Below are 18,025 nucleotides of genomic sequence, written 5' to 3'. Positions count from 1 at the left end.
ATGGCACTCGACAAGCCGTACAAGCAGGTTCCCGGCACGATCATCTTCGACGCCGAGATGGCCCGTAAGGGATACCACCTGAACCAGTTCTCGATGTCCCTGATGAAGCCCGAGAACCGGGAGCGCTACCTGGCCGACCGCGAGGCGTACCTCGACGAGTGGCCCCTCTCCCCGAAGCAGCGCCAGGCCGTGCTCGACATGGACCTCAACGCCATGATGGCCGAGGGCGGCAACATCTACTTCCTGAGCAAGATCGGCGCCACCCACGGCCTGAGCTTCCAGCAGATGGCCGGCTCCATGACGGGCATGTCCGAGGCCGCCTACCGCGACATGATGATCGGCGGCGGCCGGCGCCCCGAGGGCAACCGTGCCAAGGACCTCGACGGCTGGGTCCCGCCCGCGCCGCACGAGAAGTCCGAGACCATGCGCGAGAACGCCCCGGCGAAGTACACGTCGGCGCTGTTCACCTCGCACGTGCCGGCGATCGGTGCCGCGATGGACCTCGGCAAGACCGAGGAGCCGTACTGGAAGAAGGTCTTCGACGGCTACGAGTGGACCCGCAAGTGGGCCAAGGAGAACACGCCCGACGTCGTCATCCTCGTCTACAACGACCACGCCACCGCGTTCGACTCCTCCATCATCCCGACCTTCGTGCTCGGCACGGGCGTCGAGTACCCCGTCGCCGACGAGGGCTACGGCCCCCGCCCGGTGCCGGACGTGAAGGGCTACCCGGAGTTCGCCGCGCACATCGCGCAGTCCGTCATCCAGGACGACTTCGACCTCACCCTCGTCAACGAGATGGTCGTGGACCACGGCCTCACCGTGCCGCTCTCGCTCGTCTTCGGCGACGTCAAGGAGTGGCCGTGCAAGGTCATCCCGCTGGCCGTCAACGTGGTCCAGTACCCCGTGCCTTCCGGCCGCCGCTGCTATGAGCTCGGCAAGGCCCTGCGCCGCGCCCTCGACAAGTGGGACGGCCCCGAGCTCAACGTGCAGATCTGGGGCACAGGCGGCATGAGCCACCAGCTCCAGGGCCCCCGCGCCGGCCTCATCAACGAGGAGTGGGACAACGCGTTCCTCGACCACCTGATCGCCGACCCGCTGGGCCTCACCGAGTGGGACCACATGGAGTACGTCGACGAGGCTGGCTCCGAGGGCATCGAGCTCGTCGACTGGCTGATTGCCCGAGGTGCGATGGACGACCAGTTCGGCGGCGAGGCGCCCCGAGTCGACCACCGGTTCTACCACGTGCCTGCCTCCAACACCGCGGTCGGGCACCTCGTGATCTCGAACCCGGTGGCGCCGACGACCGGCTCCGCCGACGACGCGGTCGCGGCCGAGTCCGCGGATCAGGTGCCGGCCCCCGAGCCCGCGGAGACCGCGGCAGTTCCGAACGCCTGACACTCTCATCCGGATTCGCGAAAAGGAGTAACGAATGACCGACAAGATCCGCGTCGCCGTCGTCGGCGCCAACGGCGCCTTCGGCATGAAGCACCTCGACGGCCTGAAGAACATCGAGGACGCCGAGGTCACCGTCGTCAGCGCCACCTCGCAGGAGAAGGCCGATGGTGTCGCCGGGAAGTACGGCATCGCCAACGCCGTCGTCGGGCTCGACGCCGTGCTCGAGCGCGACGACGTCGACGCCGTCATCCTCGCCACCCCCACGGGCCTGCACGCCTCGCAGACGCAGGAGGTCCTCAAGGCGGGCAAGCACGTGCAGGTCGAGATCCCGCTCGCGGACTCTCTGGCCGACGCCGAGGCGACCCTCGCCGCCGCCGAGGCCGCAGACGCGTCCGGCCGTGTCGCGATGGTCGGCCACACGCGCCGCTTCAACCCCTCGCACCAGCTCGTGCACAACCGCATCGCTGCGGGCGAGTTCAACGTGCAGCAGATGGACGTCCAGACGTACTTCTTCCGCCGCACCAACACGAACGCCAAGGGTGAGCCCCGCTCCTGGACCGACCACCTGCTGTGGCACCACGCCGCCCACACGGTCGACCTGTTCGCCTACCAGGCGGGCAAGATCGTGCAGGCGAACGCCATCCAGGGCCCGATCCACCCCGAGCTCGGCATCGCGATGGACATGTCGATCCAGCTCAAGAGCGAGACCGGGGCGATCTGCACGCTGTCCCTGTCGTTCAACAACGACGGCCCGTTCGGCACGTTCTTCCGCTACATCGGCGACACCGCGACCTACATCGCGCGCTACGACGACCTGTACACCGGCAAGGACGAGCAGATCGACGTGTCCAAGGTCGCCGTCAGCATGAACGGCATCGAGCTGCAGGACCGTGAGTTCGTCAGCGCGATCCGCGAGGGCCGCGAGCCGAACTCCTCGATCCGCCAGGTCATCGACTGCTACCGCGTGCTCGGCCAGCTCGAGGAGCAGCTGGCGTGATCCTGCCGAAGATCGGCCTCGGCTGCATGTCGCTGAGCCACGCCTACGGGGTTCCGCCGTCGGTCGAGGACGGTCTGGCGTTCCTGCGCTCAGCGCTCGATGAGGGCGTGCGGATGCTCGACACCGCCACGCTCTATGGCGGCGGCCGCAACGAGGAACTGGTCGGGCAGGCGATCGCCGGGCGCCGCGACGAGGTCGTGCTGGCCAGCAAGTGCGGCATGGCGATGGTCGACGGCGTCAAGGTCATCGACGGGCGCCCCGAGACGCTGCGTGCGCAGGTCGACGCATCGCTCGGGCGCCTCGGTGTCGAGCACATCGACCTGTACTACCTGCACCGGTGGGACAAGCAGGTGCCGATCGGCGAGAGCGTCGGTGCGCTGGCCGAGATGGTGGCAGCCGGCAAGATCGGCGCCATCGGGCTCTCCGAGGTGTCGGTGCCGCGCCTGCGCGAGGCGCAGGCCGTCGCTCCGATCGCGGCGGTGCAGAACGAGTACTCGCTGTGGAGCCGCAACCCCGAGCTCGGCATGCTCGAGGCGACCCGCGAGAGCGGGGTCGCACTCGTGGCCTTCTCGCCGCTCGCGCGCGGCTTCCTCAGCGACGGCTTCGACGACCCGGCGGAGTTCGCGCCGAAGGACATCCGCCGGAACATGCCCCGCTTCCAGCCGGAGCACTGGGCCGCCAACGCGTCGCTGCTGCCCCAGTGGCGGGCGCTGGCGCAGGAGGCAGGCTGCACCCCGGGCCAGCTCGCGCTCGCGTGGGTGCTCTCCCGCGGAGACCACGTGGTCCCGATCCCGGGGACGACCCGGCTGGACCACCTCCGCGAGAACCAGGCGGCCGTGGACCTCACGGTCGACGCCGGGCTGCTCGCCCGCGCGGGCGAGCTCATCGGAACCTCCACCGTGTCCGGCCCGCGCTATGCGCCCGCCGCGTCGCGCGAGGTCGACGCCGAGTCCTTCGAGGACGCCGCATGAGGGGGATCTCCTCGATGGCGACCCGCCACGTCCTCACCGACCTGGCGGCAGCCGCCGTCAGGGCCGGCCTGCCCGAGGTGGAGCTCGAGTCGGTCGGCGGCGTCGACGCGGCGAAGCGCGTCGCAGACGGCGAGAAGCTTGACCTGGTGTTCCTCGCCGAGGGCGCGCTGCGCCGGCTCGCCGACGACGGCCACGTCGTGGCGGATTCGGTCACGCCGCTCATGCTGTCGCAGGTCGCGGTCGCCGTTCCCTCCGAGTCCGAGGAGCCTGCCGCCCACGACGGCGGCCACGCGTTCCCGGACGCCGCGGGCCTCCGGGCCGCCCTGCAGGAGGCCGGCCGCATCGGCTACTCGACCGGGCCCAGCGGCGTCGCGCTCGTGAAGATGATCGACGGCTGGGGGCTCGGCGACGAGCTGGGCCAGCGGATGGTCCAGGCGCGCCCGGGCATTCCGGTGGCGCGCTCGCTCGCCGAGGGCGAGGTCGACCTGGGCTTCCAGCAGCTCAGCGAGCTCGTGGGGCAGCCGGGCATCCGGATCCTCGGCGTCCTGCCACCGGACTGCGCGATCGACACCGTCTTCGCCGGAGCGGTCGCGGCCGCGGCGGACGACCGCGCTGCAGCGCTCGAGGTACTTCGGTTCTTCACCTCGGAGGAAGCGGCACCGATCGTGGCGGAGCACAGCTTCGCCCCTGCCGGCTTCTAGCGCTCAGGCGAGCAGCACCCCCGTACTGCGGTCGGGCTGCTGCTCGCCTGCGGCGTCAGCGGGTCCGGAGTCAGCTGGCCGGGTCGTACTGGAAGGCGCGCACCTCCTGGGCGCAGCGGCAGGCGGCGGCAATCTTCGCGGCCCACTCCCGGGCCGCATCGTGTGAGGGCAGCTCCAGCACCGAGTAGCCGCCCTCGAGCTGCGCCGTCTGCGGGTAGGTGCCCTCGCGCACAGCACCGTCGGCGTCGACCATGACCGGCGGGACGCTCTCGTCGATGCCGCCGCCGAACACCCAGACGCCGGCGTCCTTCGCCTCCTGGACCACGGCGTGGGCCGCCGCCGCCACGGACTCGAGCTCGCCGGCAGGAACGACCATGGCAGCGCTCGGAAACGAGATCAGGTACTTCGTCATTCGTGTCGCACTCCTTCGTCGCGGCACGGAGGCTCGTCCTCACCCCCGTGAGGCCATCGTGTCCCGGATGCGGCGTCCGGCTCAACACCCTTGCGAGAATGGACCGGAGCGGCCGCACAGTGCGGGCGCGGGACGGGGTGAGGATGGCTGAGGGCAGCGGGGGAGAAGCGAGCCCGATCGAATCCGTGGACCGCACGCTCCGGCTGGTGGAGCTGCTGCGCGAGCACGGGTCGCTGTCGGTCAAGGAGACCTCGGAGGCGCTCGGGATCGCTCCCTCGACGGCGCACCGGATGCTCGCCACCTTCGTCCTGCGGAACTTCGCCGCCCGCACGGGCGACCGCCGCTACCGGGTCGGCCCCGCGCTCGTCCCCGACCGGGCCCACGGCGCCTCACTGGCCCAGCTGCGCCGCGCCGCCGAGGGCCCGCTGAACGAACTCGCCGAACGGCTGGGCGAGACGGTCCAGCTCATGGTCCGCCGCGGCGGGAACATCATGTTCGTCGACGGCGTGGAGGCCGACGCCGTCCTGCGCGTCACCGCCCGGCGGGGCGACCAGATGCCGGCCTTCGCCTCCGCGGGAGGGAAGGCGATCCTCGCCGAGCTGAGCAACCCGGAGCTCGAGGAGATCTACCGCAACGGCCTGCCGCCCTGGCCCACGAGCCCCATCGCCACCATCGGTCGGCTCAAGAAGTCCATGGCGGACGTGCGCCGGGCCGGCTTCGGCACCAACTTCGAGGAGACCGAGTCGGGGGTGGTCGGCCTCGGCGTCGCCATCCACGACCCCGCCGGGGAGCCCGTCGCGGCGATCACGACGGCGATCCCCGCCTCGCGCTTCAAGCGCCCGGCGATGCCGGACATCGTCAACGCGCTGCGGGACACCGCCGCCGCGATCGAGGCGAGGCTCGCCGTCGGCCTCCAGGGCTGACGCCCCGGTACCTGTCGGCCCGGCCGTACCGCCCGCCCTGCTACTCTGCGCCGAGTGCCGTTCGGATCGCCGCGACGGTCGCCTCGAGCCCCTGCGGGTCCACGAGCACGCCCTTGTCCACGACATCCTCCGCTTCCCCGCGCGGCTGCTACGAGCCGCCCGTGTCGCCGGCCTCGTGCTCGAGGCGGTGGCGCTCCCGCTCGAGTTCCTTCTCGCCCTCCTCCTCGGCCTCGTAGAGCCTCGAGTTGGTGATCTGCAGTTCCCGCATCACCGCATCGAGCTTGATGTGCAGCGCCGCGGAATCCCGGTTCTGGGTGTTCTGGATGATGAACACCATCAGGAACGTCACGATCGTCGTGCCGGTGTTGATGACCAGCTGCCAGGTGTCGGAGAAGCCGAGGAACGGCCCCGAGAAGCCCCAGAGGACGAGGATGGCGATCGCGGCCGAGAAGACCCAGGGATGCCCGAGCACCTTGGAGGTCCGGGTCGCGAACCGTGTGAAGAAGTCCTGGCGGTGTGTCGTCTCGCTGTCCATGGCCACATCCTGCCCGATCAAGGGCGGATGCCTCACGATGAGGCGTCGTGTGGCTGCGGTGGCCCGGCTGGCGGAAGCTGCCGCTTGACCTGCGCAAGCTCGTCGTTGAGCTGGTCCACCGTCGCGCGGTATTCCTCGAACTCAGCCCTCCGGCGCCGCGCCTGACCGTACGTCACGCTCGCGGCGAGAATCGCGAGCGGGAACGACGCCAGCAGGGCCCAGCCAGACGCGGTGAAGAAGTCCATGGCCACGGGAAGGGCCTGCCTGAGCGCCAGGAACTCGTTCACGCCGCCGACCACGCCGTTCAGCGCAGAGTCCAGAGGGCCCAGGAACTGCCCCGCGATGGGCGTCCCGGAGAACGACGGCGCCGTCAGCGGCTGCTCACCCCCGGTGGCCCAGCGTGGGTCGCTGAAGTGGTTCAGGACGTAGACCCCGGTGCCGGCGCTGAGGGCGGCGAAGAGCAGGACGGCCCCCAGTGCCGTCCAATGGAACCGGCGCGGGCGCCAGAAGCCTGCCGCCAGCGCGAAGGCGATGGGCAGGAGCCAACACCAGGTGCGCAGATCGTCGCGGCTCAGTCCGGCCAGCAGGTCCACGGGACTCCTCACCCTCACTGATATGCGCGCTGCGCATGCGTTGGTCGCACGCGAGCCTACCCGCTCCGCTCACTTCTGCTGCCCGAGGTCGCCAAGGGTGACCTTCAGGTTTTGGGTGCTGTCGCCGCGCCGGACGGTGGCGGTCACGGTCTGGCCGGGGTCCTGCTTCCGCAGGGCTGCCAGGAGGTCGGTGACGTCCTTGACCTTGGCGCCGGCGAAGTCGGTGATGATGTCCCCCGGCTTCATCCCGGCCTTGTCGGCCGGCCCCTGCGCGTTCACGTCGATGACGAGGGCGCCCTCGGTGGTGGCCAGTCCGAACCGCTGCGCGGTCTGGGCGGTGATGTCGGCGGGAACGATGCCGAGGGCCGCGTGCTTGACCGTGCCGTTGGCCAGCAGCTGGTCGGCCACGGAGGTCACGGTGCTGGCAGGGGTGACGAAGCCGATGGCGACCGCGCCCGAGCTCGGCGGCAGGTAGGCCTCGGAGAGCCCGATGATCTGGCCGTTCGCGTCCGCGACCGCGCCGCCCGAGTTGCCGGGGGAGATGGGCGCGTCGGTCTGGAGGAGGTCGATCGCCCCATGGGGTGATTCCGTGGAAGGCGGCATGTTCCGGTGGAGCGCCGAGACGATGCCCGCGGTGACGGTCTCGTCGAGGCCGAGCGGACTGCCGATCACGACGGTGAGCGAGCCGACGTCCGGCGCCCCCGTGGCGTACCTGGGAGCGGGGAGCCCATCGCGGCTGACTTTGAGCACGGCGACGTCGGTGACGTCGTCCACGCCGGCCACGTCGGCAGGCGCCTGCGACCCATCGGCGAACTGGACCTGCACGGTCTTGTAGGGGCGTTTCTGCTGGTCTTCGACCACGTGTGCATCGGTCACGAGCGCGCCGTCGCTGTGGTAGACGACGCCGCTGCCGAGCCCGAGCGGGGTCTTCACGGTGACCACCGAGGGCTCGATCTCCTTCACGACGCCGGGCACCGCGGCGAGGCCCCCGCCGCCGGTGGCACCGGACGGCCCGGCCGACGACGGCGCCCCGGCCGGCCCGGTCGCGGGAGCGCCGCTCGCCCCCGCCGTGCCGCCCGGCGCCGTGCCGCCCGACGCCGTGCACGCAGCGAGCGCGGCGGACGCCGTGGCGACCAGAAGGCCCCTCCAGAGTCGCTGTGCGCGTGTGGTCCTCATCGGATTCTCCCTTCGCTGGCAGCCCCTCACTGATTGTTTTCCCACGTCTTTTGCGGGTATGCAACCATTGCGATTTTTGCATGCATGCGAGGAAAGGGACACGCGATGGATTTGACTCCCGGAAGGGCTGACGAGCGCCACCTGCCGTCGGGCCGTCAGGTCACCCTTGCGCACGCCGGCTGCTCTGCAGCCATCACCGAAGTGGGGGCCTCGCTCCGCCGCTTCGAGTGCGAGGGCCGAGACGTCCTGGACGGCTACACCGAGGATGAGGTGTGCACCGGGGCCCGCGGCCAGTCGCTCATCCCTTGGCCCAATCGCATCCGTCAGGGGCGGTACAGCTGGGGCGGGCGCACCGAGCAGCTCGCGCTGACCGAGCCGGAGAAGGGCGGGGCGATCCACGGCCTGACCCGCTGGGCGAACTGGCGGCTCGAGCAGCTCAGCGCGAGCGCTGCCAGCTTCGTCCACACGCAGCACGCCTGCCAGGGGTGGCCGTGGGTGCTCGAGTGCCGGATCGAGTACCAGCTCGATGATTCCGGCCTCTCGGTGAGGACCACGGCGGTGAACCGGAGCGCGGACCCCTGCCCGTACGGGACCGGCGCGCATCCGTACCTTACCGCGGGCACGCCGTCCATCGACCCGGCGCGGGTGCAGGTCCCCGGCGGCGTCTACCTGCCCGTCGACGACCAGGGGATCCCCACCGGACGACGCCGCGTGGACGGCACCGCCTACGACCTGCGCGAGATGACGGTGCTCGGCGACCGCCGGATCGACGTCACCTACACCGAGCTGGCCCGGGACGACGACGGCCGCGCCCGGGTCCACCTCGAGGGCCGCGACGGAACCCGGGCCGCGGCGCTGTGGGCCGACGAGGCCTACCCCTACTTCGAGATCTTCACCGGGGACACCCTGCCCCAGGAGGACCGCAGGCGCACAGGGCTCGGCGTGGAGCCGATGACCTGCGCGCCCGACGCCTTCAATTCGGGCGAGGGCCTCATCGAGCTCGGGCCGGGGGAGTCGCACACCGCCGTCTGGGGCATCGAGCCGCGGCCCTCGGGTGGGAGGCGATGACCGCGGACACCCCGCGCGGCCGGTCAGCCGCTGAGGCCGAGCGTGAAGCGTCCGTCCTCGGTGCCGGACCCGCCTGCGGCGTCGGCGAACGACGCCATCGCCGCCGCGACCTCGTTCCGCGAATCCTTGGGCATCCGCCCGATAACCTCGGCGATGGCCTGGCGGCGGTGCTCGAACACCGTCTCGACAAGTTCCTTCCCCTCGGGGGTGAGGTCCAGCTGGAGGAAGCGCCTGTCAGAGGGATCGTCCCGCCGGCTCACCAGGCCGGCGACGACGAGTCGGTCACAGGTGCGCGTCGCGTTGGACGCATGCACTCCGAGTTCCCGGGCCACCGCGCCCAGATTCTGGGGCCCATGGAGGGCGAGGAGCACGAGGACCCGCAGCTGCGGGGTGGTGACCACATCCTCGACCTCAGCCACGGATGCCGCAACCACCCTCAGCAGGACATCCGCTGCGCGCAGGACAGCGTCCACCTGCTCGGCTCTCCCCACGCCCCCGGTCTTGTCCATGCTCCCAGTATCCGTTGACCCGTTGCGATTCCGCAAAGTTTGCGGAAGCTTCTGGGTCGGTGTGATCGTCCCATCCTCTCAAGAAAGGAGATTCGCCCATGTCGTCCTGGCCCCTCTGGGCGTTGCTGCTGCTCTTCGTCGCTGCCGCCGCCGTGATCTGGCTGGCAGGCATCCAGCTCTCCAAGCAGACCGACATCCTCGATGTGAGGCTCCACCTCGGATCCGCCCTCGGAGGTTTGATCCTCCTGGCCGTCGCAACCAATCTCCCTGAGATCGCCATCACCGTCAGCGCGGCCGTGTCCGGCAACGTCGGGGTCGCGGTGGGCAACATCCTCGGCGGCATCGCGATCCAGACCGTCGTCCTCGTGGCTCTTGACGCCTTCGGGACCAGACGGGGCGACCCCTTGATGTACCGAGCGTCCTCCCTCACCCTCGTCATCGAGGCGGTTACCGTGGTGGGCGTCCTCGGGGTCGTCATCGCCGGGAGCCAGATGCCCGCCGGCCTCGTGGCCTTCCGCCTGACGCCAGCGGCCGTCCTGATCACGGCGGTATGGGTCGTGGGGCTCCTCGCCGTGCGGCGGGCACAGAAGGGCCTGCCGTGGCACGAGCAGGGCAACGCCCCCGGTGCGCAGGACAAGCCGCGGGGGCACAGCAAGGATCCCGCCGACGGCAGTCGGGGAACGAAGACCAGCACGGGCCGGGCGATACTCATCTTCTCGGTAGCGGCCGTGGCGACCCTGGTCGCAGGCGTGGCTCTGGAGCGCAGCGGCGACGAGATTGCCGGCCACATCGGCCTCTCCGGGGTCCTCTTCGGCGCGACCATCCTTGCCCTGGCAACGTCCCTGCCCGAGATCTCGACCGGCCTGGCCTCCGTGAAGCAGGGCGACTACAAGCTGGCGGTCAGCGACATCTTCGGCGGCAATGCCTTCCTCCCCGTGCTGTTCCTGGTTGCGGTGCTCATCTCGGGCACACCGGTCCTGCCGCAGGCGCACAACACGGACATCTACCTGACAGCGCTCGCGATCCTGCTGACCCTCGTCTACGTCATGAGCCTGATCTTCAGGCCCAAGCGGCGGGTCGCCGGCATGGGCGCGGACTCGTTCATCGTGCTGGTCCTCTACCTGCTCGGCGTCGCGGGGCTTTTCGCCGTCGCCTCTGGGTAGCCGCCACGGGTGAAATGGGCAGGAGCGCACGACGCCGGGTGGGCGCGCCACAGCGCCAGCCGCCCTCGATCGGACGTTCGATGTCGATAATCAAGACGATCGGCATCATGTCGATTCCTCCTCCTGTCGGCCCCCTACCAGACTGCCGCAGTTCCGCGCGGATGTGGCCTGGCGAGACACCTGCGGCCGGCGCCGGACAGCCGTGAGACGTCGGAGCTCACCGCAAGCGCCGCGTGGAGAGCCGGCGCCCTGCCACCACGAGCACGACGGCGAGCACCAGCCCCGCCGCGCCGCTCACCAGCAGCGGCACCCGCCCGGCGTCGCCCCACGCGAGCCCCGCCCAGATCCCCGCAATGAGGATGCCGCCGCCGGTGAGCCCCTGGAAGAGGCCCTGCGCCCTGCCCTGCAGCTCTGCGGGGGCCAGGCTCGCGACCCACGCCTTCCCCACGCCGTCGGTCGCCGCCGTGAACCCGCCGTAGGCGATGAGGATCGGGAACACGAGCGCGGGGTCGTTGATGAGGCCGAGCCCGAGGTACCCGACCGCGAAGAGCCCCAGCCCGGCCGCGAACACGAGGTGCCGCGGGACGCGGTCGGAAAGCGCCCCGGCCGGGTAGGACAGCGCCGCGTACGCCACGTTGTACAGGATGTACGCCCCGATCACTCCCTCGGTGGAGAGCCCGAGGTCGTGCGCACGCAGCAGCAGGAGCGCATCCGGGAAGTTCACGAGCGAGAACAGCGTCAGCCCGGCGATCAGCAGGCGCAGCCGCGCCGGCAGCCGGCCCGCGGCACCCGGGCGCGGCGCCGCCGTCGTGCGTTGACCCGCCCCGCGCACGACGTCGGCAGGTGCCGTCCGCTTCTCCCTCACCGCGGCGACGAGCAGCACCGAGAGGACCGCGGGGACGACAGCGATCCACAGCAGGGGCGGGATCTGCCGGTTGAACAGCTCGTAGAGGATCAGCCCCAGGGACGGTCCGACGACGGCGCCGAGCGTGTCTGCCGTGCGGTGGAAGCCGAAGATCCGGCCGCGGTTCGCCGGATCGGCTCCGTCCATGAGGAGCGCGTCGCGGGGGGCGCCGCGGATGCCCTTGCCGAGCCGGTCGACGCAGCGAGCTGCGAGCACCAGGGGCCAGGTCGTCGCGAGGGCGATCATGAGCTTCCCCACTGCCGCGAGACCGTAGCCGGCGGCGATGAGGGGGCGCTTCGAGGAGCGGTCCGCGAGCCGGCCGGCCCAGATCTTCGTGAGGGACGCGGCGCCCTCCGCGGCGCCCTCGACGGCGCCGACTACCGCGGCGGGGGCGCCGAGGACGGTCGTGAGGAAGATGGGCAGGATCGGGTATAGGAGCTCGCTCGCGGCGTCCTGGAGGAAGCTCACTCCGGAGAGCGTCGCGACGTTGCGCGTGAGCCACCGGGGGCGGCGTGCCGCGTCGGTCCGGGGTCGCCTCACCCGGACTCAGCCGATCTGCTCGGCCAGGGCGACGATGATGCCTGCCGGCCCGCGAAGGTAGCAGAGCCGGTAGATGCCCTCGTACTCCGCCACCTCCCCGAGGAGTTCGGCGCCGTGGGCGCGCAGGCGGGCGAGGGTGTCGTCGATGTCGTCCACGGCGAACATCACGCGGTGGAGGCCCAGCGTGTTGGGCGGCGGGGCCGGAGGCTGCGCGGCCACGGCGACGGGGTGGTGGTACTTCGTCAGCTCCAGCCTGCCGTGGCCGTCCGGGGCCGCCATCATGGCGATGTCGCTGCGCACGCCGTCGAGCCCGACGGTCTGGTCGGCGAAGAGCCCCTCGATCGAGGCCCGGCCGTCCACCTCCATCCCGAGCTCGGTGAAGAACGCGACAGCCGCGTCCAGGTCGTCGACGACGATGGCGACATTGTCCATCCGCTGAAGGGCCACAGGATCACCTCTCGCTGCTCGCTGGTTGAACCACCCCCAGTCTGTCAGTGATCGAGGGCACGGTGGGCGGCATCGAGCAGGAGATCGGCGAGGGCGACGAGTTCGCCGAGCGATTCCCGAGCCGGCTCGTCCGGCCGGCTGCCGCGCCGGATCGGACGCTGCCGCTCCGCCGCGTCTGCAAGGTCGGCGATGAGCTTCCAGCGCAGGGCGACCGCGGCGTCGAACCCGCGCCGGACGTCCTTCGCGGAGACCGAGGGGTCCTGCTCGCGCACGCTCTCCGTGTACGCCGAGACGGCGCTGTCGAGGACCGAGGCCACCACGGAGGCCATGGCGTCGCCGCGGCGGACCGATGAGAACAGCAGCGAGGCCAGGTCCGCGCCCACAGCGCCAGGTCCCACCGATTCCCAGTCGATGAGCACCGTGGTCCCCGAGGACACGAACACGTTGGCGCCGACCGCGTCATGGTGGCACAGCGTCTGGGGCAGCGACTCGAGGATGGCACGCACGCGCGGCTGCGCGGCGACCAGGGCCCGCCCGGCCGCGAGGCGGGTCCCGAGCAGGGCAACGACCTCTCGGTTCACCGTGCTGAGCGCGGCGAGCCCGGCGGGGACCGCTTCCGGCTGGCTGTGGCGGTCGATCCAGCCGCCGAACAGCCACCGCTCCGCGGGCACGCGACGGTGCCAGCTGCCGGCCATGGCGCCGAGGTCCCGTGCGGCGGCCAGGAGGGAGACGGCGTCAAGCGGCCGCGCGCCGTCGTGCGCGACCTCCTCCAGCCAGAGGACCAGCCGCCCGCCGTCGCCGGCGCGGGAGCCGTAGAGGCGCGGCGCGCGGACCGACGGGGCGAGGCCATCCAGCAGGCCGCTCGAATAGGCGGCGAACTCCCGCGCCCCGTTGTCCAGCAGGTACCGCTCGGCGAGCTCGGGCCCCTCGGTGGTCTTCTCGATCAGGGACCACGGGCGGCACCCGCCATCAACGCGGGCGCGCCCGTGGATGCGGCGGACCGTCCGGTGCGCGAGGAACGCGTCGTAGTCCAGCGCCTCGGAGCGCACGTCCTCCAGGCCCTCGGCCTCGCACCCGAGGGCCGCCTCGACGGCCGCCCGTAGGTCCGACCGTTTCCCCTGCACGCCGCCTCAGCCGCCGATCTTCGCGCTCGCGCGGAGGGTCTCCAGGGGGATGTGCGCCGTCGCCCGCTCGATCTGCGCCGAGATGCCGCGCAGGGTGGGCAGGTGCCGGAGCATCGTGCCGGCCTGGGAGGACAGCACCACGATCCCCAGCCCGGCCCCGATCCGTCCCGTGTGGAACACGGGCACGGCGATCGATGCGGACCCGAGCCGCATCTCCTCGGCCGTCGTCGCGTAGCCCTGTTCGCGGATCTGGACGAGCTCCTCGGCGAGGCGCGCCGGGTTGACGTGCGTGTACGCCGTGGGCTGCTCGAGGTGCCGGTGGAAGTAGGCGTCGCGGACCCAGTCCTCCTCGTAGGCGAGGATCACCTTGCCGACAGCGGTCGCGTGCATGGGCAGGCGGCCGCCCACGCGAGAGGCGCGCGGCACGCGCTTGGTCCCGTAGATGCGGTCGATGTAGAGGACCTCGTGGCCCTCCCGGATCGCGAGGTGCGCCGTCTCGCCGGTGAGCGAGAAGAGGTCCTGGATGAACGGATGCGCCGTGTCGCGCAGCGCCCGCCCGGCGTTCTGGCCCAGCTCCCACAGCCGAAGCCCGAGCTGGATGCGGCCCTGCGGGTCCCGTGCCAGGGCACCCCACTCGACCAGCTCCGCGACCAGCCGGTGGGTGGTGCTGAGCGGCAGGTGGGCTGCCTCGGCGAGCTCCGAGAGGCTCAGGGAACGGCGCCCGGATTCGAACGCGAACAGGATCGCCAGCGACTTGGACGTGACCGTGCGGCCCGGCTCGTTGCTGCCGCCCGCCATCACGCCTCCTCGCCCCTGCCGCTGTGCCGCCGCTCGGCGTCCTGAGCCCGGCGCTGGCGCGCCCGCCGCGGCTAGGGCAACTCTAGCGCCGCCCGCTCCGGCCACAGGTTCGCGGACTCGATCGCCGCGAGGCCCCGCGCGAGCGCCTTCGCGGCGTCCGTGAACAGGTGCGCGTGCACGCGCGAGCTGCACAGTCGCAGCGCCTGCCCGCGGTCCAGCCCGAACCAGTCCATGACCGTGTCGATGCCGTGCGGGCTCAGCCGCCAGACCTTGTCCGCGTCCTTCACGATGGCGTCCTCGACAGAGATCGCCTCGCGCCGCGAGTCGTGGCCGTCGATGATCTCGACGATCCGCGCCGCGCGCTCCGGGGGCACGCCTGACTCGGCGAGGATGCCCTCCGCGAGCCGGGCGCCCTCCTTCTCGTGCAGCAGCACGAGGTCCGGCCGCCCGCCGCCGGGCGCGATCGCCTCGAGCACCTCGGCGGCCGGCACCCGCGACCAGCCGATGTCGTGCAGCATGATCGCCGGAAGCACGACGCCGGCCTCCGCCCCCGGGTGTGCTGCCAGCAGCGAGCGCGCGATCGCCACCGCGTACAGCGTGTGGGCGTCGTTGCTGCGCACCCCCAGATGCACGACGGCGCGCGGCCAGATCCGCGACAGCTCGCCGTCGAGTCCGTGGTCGCCGGTCTCAGCGAGGCCGAACACCCCGTCTGCTTCCGCGGGAATCGACGACGCGACCTCCCGGCCGACGTGGTTCACGGCCGCCGTGCGCTTCAGTGCCATGGTGCCAGTGGACCGCGCCGCGCGTACTCACCGCCACCCGCGGCTTCCACTGGACGGAAGCGGTCAGGCATGCGCGCCTCCTCCGCGGGTGTCGGCCGCGGGCGAGTCGGCTTCGAGGGAGACCACCGCGAAGAAGCCCCGGCCGGACACCTCGACCGGCGGTTCGCCCTCCTCGACGGCACCGGCGACCACGGTGTCGTACCGCCCGAGGCGAGTGCCGCCGTCGTCCGCCGGACCCGCGCCCGAGGCGACGGCGTCGCCTTGGAGGAGGACGCCGAGCTGGCCGGCCGAGAGGGGCAGGGAGCGCTTCTTGGAGAGCTCGAGGATCGTCACGTAGCCGGTGAACACGCCGCGGCGGGTGATGAGGTTGAGGTCGCGGATCGAGCCGGTGGGCAGGATCGCGCTGGCGGGCGCACCGCCGTCGAAACGGAACGGGCGGAAGCGCTCGAGGCCGTGCTCGCGGCCGTCCACGGTCAGGACCAGCAGCTCGCCCTCCACCACCGTGAGCACGCGCTCCATGCCGGCGAAGGCGGAGAAGTCGCCGGCGCGCTCGACGTCCGCGATGCTCAGCCGCCAGCCCCAGTCCTCCCCTGAGGCGGGGGTACGCTCGGGCCCGCTCGCGATCTCGACCGTGGTTCCGCCGCCGTTGCGCCACTTCTCCGGGCGGAGGTCGGCGAAGCGGATGATGTGCGCGGGCATGGGCGTCCTTCCGTCGGTGCTCCAAGGCTACGGGGCCGAGGGAAGACGCCCCGGCCGTTTCCCGGGCGGGGCTATGATCGCCCCGTCGGCGACCAGGGCCGGGGTTTGACAAGGACAGGGGTGAGGCGTGAGGCAGGCAGTGATCACCGGGGTGGGCGGTCCAGAGCGGATGGCCCTGCGCGAAGGCCCGGATCCGGCGCCGCGGGGACGCGAGGTCCGGATCCAGGTGCGGGCCTCGGGGGTCAACTTCGCGGACATCCTCGCCCGGAAGGGCCTATACCCGGACGTGTCACGGTTCCCGGCGGTCGTGGGCTACGAGATCTCCGGCGTGGTGGACGCTGTGGGGCCGGAGGCAGACCCGCAGTGGGAGGGGCACGACGTCGTCGCCCTCACCCACTTCGGCGGGTACGCGGACATGGTCTGCGTCCCGCAGGAGCAGGTGTTCGAGAAGCCGTCCCGGCTGTCGCACGCCGAGGCCGCGGCCATCCCGGTCACGTACCTCGCCGCGTGGCAGCTCATGGTGGTCATGGGCTCGCTTTCCGCCGATGAGACCGTCCTGATCCACAACGCCGGCGGGGGAGTGGGGCTGGCCGCCGTGGACATCGGGCGGCATGTCGGCGCGCGGATGATCGGCACCGCGAGTGCCCGCAAGCACGCCTTCCTGGCCGAGCGGGGCCTCCACGAGGCCATCGACTACACCACCCGGGACTGGCCCGAGGAGGTCATGCGGCTCACGGGAGGCCGCGGCGTCGAACTCGTCCTGGACCCCTTCGGCGGGCGCCACTGGAAGCAGAGCTACAGGGTGCTGCGGGCGTCCGGGCGGCTGGGGATGTTCAGCGTGGCCGGCTCGGTCTCGTCGAGGCTCCCCGGGAAGCTCAAGCTCCTGGGGCTCGTGGCACGCCAGCCGCTGTTCAACCCGATCCCGCTCATGAACCGGAACCTCGGCGTGTTCGGAGTGAACCTCGGGCACTTGTTCACCGAAGGCGACAAGGTCCGCGGCTGGGCGACAGCCATCCTCGAGGGCGTCGACGACGGGTGGGTGCGCCCGCACGTGGACCGCACCTTCCCGCTCGCTGACGCCGGAGCGGCCCACGCCTACCTCGAGGGGCGGCACAACACCGGCAAGGTGGTCCTGGTGCCCTGACTAGACTGCGGGCATGAGCGCCGCCCCTCCCCGTGAGCCCGTCCGGTCCCGCTATGCGGAGGCGGTCCAGACGCTCACGCCGGGGTACTTCGCGCTCGTGATGGCCAGCGGGATCATCTCCGTGGGCCTCGAGCTCGAGGGGTTCGGCGTGCTCTCCGCCGTCCTGCTGTGGATCTGCGCCGTCGCCTACGCCGTGATCCTCGTCCTTACCCTCATCCGGCTGACCCGCTTCCGGGACGCCATGGCGCGGGACTTCATGGATCCGGGCCGCGCGTTCGGGTTCTTCACGTTCATCGCGGGCACCGATGTCCTCGGCGTGCGGCTCGGAATGGCCGGCTTGTCAGGGGCGACGGCGGTGCTGCTCGCCGTGGCGGTGCTCGCCTGGGTGGTCCTGGGCTATGTGGTGCCGTGGACCGCGGTGCTCGGCCGCGACGAGCGGCCGGTGGTCAGGGACGCCAACGGGACGTGGTTCATCTGGGTGGTGGCGAGCCAGTCCGTGGCGGTCGCGGCGGCGTCGCTCGAGCCCGGGGTGGGCGACGAGTGGCGCTCGGCCCTGGCGCTGACCGCCGTGGTCGCCTGGTCCGTGGGCCTCATCCTGTACGCGGCGGTGGGGATCTTCGTGTCCCTGCGGCTCATGACGTACCCGATCCGGCCCGAGGACCTGCGCCCGCAGTACTTCGTGGCGATGGGCGCAATGGCGATCAGCGTCCTTGCCGGGGCCCGGATCGTGGAGATGGCCGGTGCGCCGATGGTGGACGCGACGCGGGGACTCGTGGCCGGCTCCTCGGTGGTGTTCTGGTCCTTCGCCTCGTGGCTGTTCCCCGTGCTCCTCGCGGCCGGATGGTGGCGGCACTTCGTCCACCGCGTGCCGCTCGGGTACGAGCCGGGCCTGTGGAGCGTCATCTTCCCGCTCGGCATGTACGCCGTCGCCGGGATCTACCTCGGCCGGGCGGACCACCTGCCGATTGTGGCGTTCATCGGGCGCGCGGAGCTGTGGGTGGCGCTTGCGGCGTTCCTCGCCGCGTTCGCCGGGATGCTCTGGCACCTGTGGGCCACCCTGGTGCGCCCGCGCCCCTCCGCCGTCTGAGGATCACCTTCTGGGGGTCACCTTCTGGGGGTCACATGAGGTGACTCTCAGGAG

The 18,025-nt window shown here is 71.4% G+C and carries 20 protein-coding genes; 9 read left to right on the top strand and 11 right to left on the bottom strand.

Going from position 1 to position 18,025, the window contains the following annotated elements; all coding sequences use genetic code 11:
* Genes CGQ25_RS15590 through CGQ25_RS15575 form a run of 4 tightly spaced genes read left to right on the top strand, consistent with a single transcriptional unit; the run spans position 1 to position 4,067 of the window.
* Positions 1-1,398 (top strand): protocatechuate 4,5-dioxygenase subunit alpha/beta, encoded by a 1,398-nt coding sequence (locus tag CGQ25_RS15590; protein ID WP_255405374.1) that lies wholly within the window; start codon positions 1-3, stop codon positions 1,396-1,398.
* 34 nt (positions 1,399-1,432) lie between these two features.
* Positions 1,433-2,395 carry a Gfo/Idh/MocA family oxidoreductase gene (locus CGQ25_RS15585; RefSeq protein ID WP_208710757.1) on the top strand — a complete coding sequence of 321 codons (963 nt, stop codon included), beginning with the start codon at positions 1,433-1,435 and terminating at the stop codon, positions 2,393-2,395.
* Positions 2,392-3,366, top strand: a complete 975-nt coding sequence (locus CGQ25_RS15580; protein ID WP_208710756.1) for an aldo/keto reductase — start codon at positions 2,392-2,394, stop codon at positions 3,364-3,366. Before CGQ25_RS15585 ends, CGQ25_RS15580 begins: the two co-directional genes overlap by 4 nt.
* Entirely contained in the window at positions 3,363-4,067 is a 705-nt protein-coding gene (locus CGQ25_RS15575) for a substrate-binding domain-containing protein (RefSeq protein WP_208710755.1), read from the top strand. Before CGQ25_RS15580 ends, CGQ25_RS15575 begins: the two co-directional genes overlap by 4 nt.
* A 70-nt stretch (positions 4,068-4,137) precedes the next feature.
* Here the strand turns inward: CGQ25_RS15575 and CGQ25_RS15570 are convergent, their stop codons facing one another.
* Positions 4,138-4,479: a YciI family protein gene (locus CGQ25_RS15570; RefSeq protein WP_208710754.1), complete on the bottom strand. Its 342-nt coding sequence runs from the start codon at positions 4,477-4,479 to the stop codon at positions 4,138-4,140.
* Positions 4,480-4,622: 143 nt separating this feature from the next.
* On the opposite strand from CGQ25_RS15570, the gene CGQ25_RS15565 reads away from it, so the two are divergent.
* Positions 4,623-5,402, top strand: coding sequence for an IclR family transcriptional regulator (locus tag CGQ25_RS15565; RefSeq protein WP_208710753.1), 780 nt, complete (start codon positions 4,623-4,625; stop codon positions 5,400-5,402).
* Between the two features lie 148 nt (positions 5,403-5,550).
* On the opposite strand, the gene CGQ25_RS15560 is transcribed toward CGQ25_RS15565, so the two are convergent.
* The 3 genes from CGQ25_RS15560 to CGQ25_RS15550 all read right to left on the bottom strand — a co-directional run bounded on the left by CGQ25_RS15560 (position 5,551) and on the right by CGQ25_RS15550 (position 7,706).
* Complete coding sequence (locus CGQ25_RS15560) at positions 5,551-5,937, bottom strand: low affinity iron permease family protein (protein WP_208710752.1); 387 nt, start codon at positions 5,935-5,937, stop codon at positions 5,551-5,553.
* Between the two features lie 32 nt (positions 5,938-5,969).
* On the bottom strand, positions 5,970-6,530 hold the full coding sequence (locus CGQ25_RS15555) for a hypothetical protein (RefSeq protein WP_208710751.1): 561 nt from the start codon (positions 6,528-6,530) through the stop codon (positions 5,970-5,972).
* 69 nt (positions 6,531-6,599) lie between these two features.
* Positions 6,600-7,706, bottom strand: coding sequence for a S1C family serine protease (locus tag CGQ25_RS15550; protein WP_208710750.1), 1,107 nt, complete (start codon positions 7,704-7,706; stop codon positions 6,600-6,602).
* A 105-nt stretch (positions 7,707-7,811) separates the two neighbouring features.
* On the opposite strand from CGQ25_RS15550, the gene CGQ25_RS15545 reads away from it, so the two are divergent.
* Positions 7,812-8,774: an aldose 1-epimerase family protein gene (locus CGQ25_RS15545; RefSeq protein ID WP_208710749.1), complete on the top strand. Its 963-nt coding sequence runs from the start codon at positions 7,812-7,814 to the stop codon at positions 8,772-8,774.
* A 23-nt stretch (positions 8,775-8,797) separates the two neighbouring features.
* On the opposite strand, the gene CGQ25_RS15540 is transcribed toward CGQ25_RS15545, so the two are convergent.
* Positions 8,798-9,283: a MarR family winged helix-turn-helix transcriptional regulator gene (locus tag CGQ25_RS15540; RefSeq protein ID WP_208710748.1), complete on the bottom strand. Its 486-nt coding sequence runs from the start codon at positions 9,281-9,283 to the stop codon at positions 8,798-8,800.
* A 98-nt stretch (positions 9,284-9,381) separates the two neighbouring features.
* Between CGQ25_RS15540 and CGQ25_RS15535 the strand changes: the two genes are divergently transcribed.
* Positions 9,382-10,446: a sodium:calcium antiporter gene (locus CGQ25_RS15535; protein ID WP_208710747.1), complete on the top strand. Its 1,065-nt coding sequence runs from the start codon at positions 9,382-9,384 to the stop codon at positions 10,444-10,446.
* A 217-nt stretch (positions 10,447-10,663) separates the two neighbouring features.
* Here CGQ25_RS15535 and CGQ25_RS15530 read toward each other — a convergent pair whose 3' ends face one another.
* The 6 genes from CGQ25_RS15530 to CGQ25_RS15505 all read right to left on the bottom strand — a co-directional run bounded on the left by CGQ25_RS15530 (position 10,664) and on the right by CGQ25_RS15505 (position 15,740).
* Entirely contained in the window at positions 10,664-11,890 is a 1,227-nt protein-coding gene (locus tag CGQ25_RS15530; protein WP_208710746.1) for an MFS transporter, read from the bottom strand.
* A 6-nt stretch (positions 11,891-11,896) separates the two neighbouring features.
* The gene (locus CGQ25_RS15525; RefSeq protein ID WP_255405373.1) at positions 11,897-12,337 is read right to left on the bottom strand and encodes a VOC family protein; all 441 of its coding nucleotides are present in this window, start codon (positions 12,335-12,337) and stop codon (positions 11,897-11,899) included.
* A 44-nt stretch (positions 12,338-12,381) separates the two neighbouring features.
* On the bottom strand, positions 12,382-13,461 hold the full coding sequence (locus CGQ25_RS15520) for a phosphotransferase (protein ID WP_208710745.1): 1,080 nt from the start codon (positions 13,459-13,461) through the stop codon (positions 12,382-12,384).
* 6 nt (positions 13,462-13,467) lie between these two features.
* Positions 13,468-14,259 (bottom strand): IclR family transcriptional regulator, encoded by a 792-nt coding sequence (locus CGQ25_RS15515; protein ID WP_208710744.1) that lies wholly within the window; start codon positions 14,257-14,259, stop codon positions 13,468-13,470.
* 71 nt (positions 14,260-14,330) lie between these two features.
* The gene (locus CGQ25_RS15510; protein ID WP_208710743.1) at positions 14,331-15,041 is read right to left on the bottom strand and encodes an HD domain-containing protein; all 711 of its coding nucleotides are present in this window, start codon (positions 15,039-15,041) and stop codon (positions 14,331-14,333) included.
* Positions 15,042-15,104: 63 nt separating this feature from the next.
* Entirely contained in the window at positions 15,105-15,740 is a 636-nt protein-coding gene (locus CGQ25_RS15505) for a HutD family protein (protein WP_208710742.1), read from the bottom strand.
* 127 nt (positions 15,741-15,867) lie between these two features.
* On the opposite strand from CGQ25_RS15505, the gene CGQ25_RS15500 reads away from it, so the two are divergent.
* Both CGQ25_RS15500 and CGQ25_RS15495 read left to right on the top strand, forming a co-directional pair.
* Complete coding sequence (locus tag CGQ25_RS15500) at positions 15,868-16,884, top strand: zinc-binding dehydrogenase (RefSeq protein WP_208710741.1); 1,017 nt, start codon at positions 15,868-15,870, stop codon at positions 16,882-16,884.
* Positions 16,885-16,897: 13 nt separating this feature from the next.
* Positions 16,898-17,971 carry a tellurite resistance/C4-dicarboxylate transporter family protein gene (locus CGQ25_RS15495; RefSeq protein ID WP_208710740.1) on the top strand — a complete coding sequence of 358 codons (1,074 nt, stop codon included), beginning with the start codon at positions 16,898-16,900 and terminating at the stop codon, positions 17,969-17,971.
* Positions 17,972-18,025 lie beyond the last annotated feature (54 nt).

Origin of the sequence: Sinomonas sp. R1AF57, assembly GCF_002224485.1 — a bacterium.
Classification (GTDB): Bacteria; Actinomycetota; Actinomycetes; order Actinomycetales; family Micrococcaceae; genus Sinomonas; species Sinomonas flava.
The sequence above is the reverse complement of the archived record's forward strand: the minus strand, read 5'-3'. Positions and strand labels throughout refer to the sequence as shown.

Coding starts and splice junctions, on each gene's coding strand:
- CGQ25_RS15575 (WP_208710755.1), top strand. CDS start 3,363: ATGAGGGGGATCTCCTCGATGGCGACCCGCCACGTCCTCACCGACCTG.
- CGQ25_RS15545 (WP_208710749.1), top strand. CDS start 7,812: ATGGATTTGACTCCCGGAAGGGCTGACGAGCGCCACCTGCCGTCGGGC.
- CGQ25_RS15570 (WP_208710754.1), bottom strand. CDS start 4,479: ATGACGAAGTACCTGATCTCGTTTCCGAGCGCTGCCATGGTCGTTCCT.
- CGQ25_RS15495 (WP_208710740.1), top strand. CDS start 16,898: ATGAGCGCCGCCCCTCCCCGTGAGCCCGTCCGGTCCCGCTATGCGGAG.
- CGQ25_RS15515 (WP_208710744.1), bottom strand. CDS start 14,259: ATGGCGGGCGGCAGCAACGAGCCGGGCCGCACGGTCACGTCCAAGTCG.
- CGQ25_RS15510 (WP_208710743.1), bottom strand. CDS start 15,041: ATGGCACTGAAGCGCACGGCGGCCGTGAACCACGTCGGCCGGGAGGTC.
- CGQ25_RS15535 (WP_208710747.1), top strand. CDS start 9,382: ATGTCGTCCTGGCCCCTCTGGGCGTTGCTGCTGCTCTTCGTCGCTGCC.
- CGQ25_RS15560 (WP_208710752.1), bottom strand. CDS start 5,937: ATGGACAGCGAGACGACACACCGCCAGGACTTCTTCACACGGTTCGCG.
- CGQ25_RS15565 (WP_208710753.1), top strand. CDS start 4,623: ATGGCTGAGGGCAGCGGGGGAGAAGCGAGCCCGATCGAATCCGTGGAC.
- CGQ25_RS15585 (WP_208710757.1), top strand. CDS start 1,433: ATGACCGACAAGATCCGCGTCGCCGTCGTCGGCGCCAACGGCGCCTTC.
- CGQ25_RS15540 (WP_208710748.1), bottom strand. CDS start 9,283: ATGGACAAGACCGGGGGCGTGGGGAGAGCCGAGCAGGTGGACGCTGTC.
- CGQ25_RS15550 (WP_208710750.1), bottom strand. CDS start 7,706: ATGAGGACCACACGCGCACAGCGACTCTGGAGGGGCCTTCTGGTCGCC.
- CGQ25_RS15590 (WP_255405374.1), top strand. CDS start 1: ATGGCACTCGACAAGCCGTACAAGCAGGTTCCCGGCACGATCATCTTC.
- CGQ25_RS15505 (WP_208710742.1), bottom strand. CDS start 15,740: ATGCCCGCGCACATCATCCGCTTCGCCGACCTCCGCCCGGAGAAGTGG.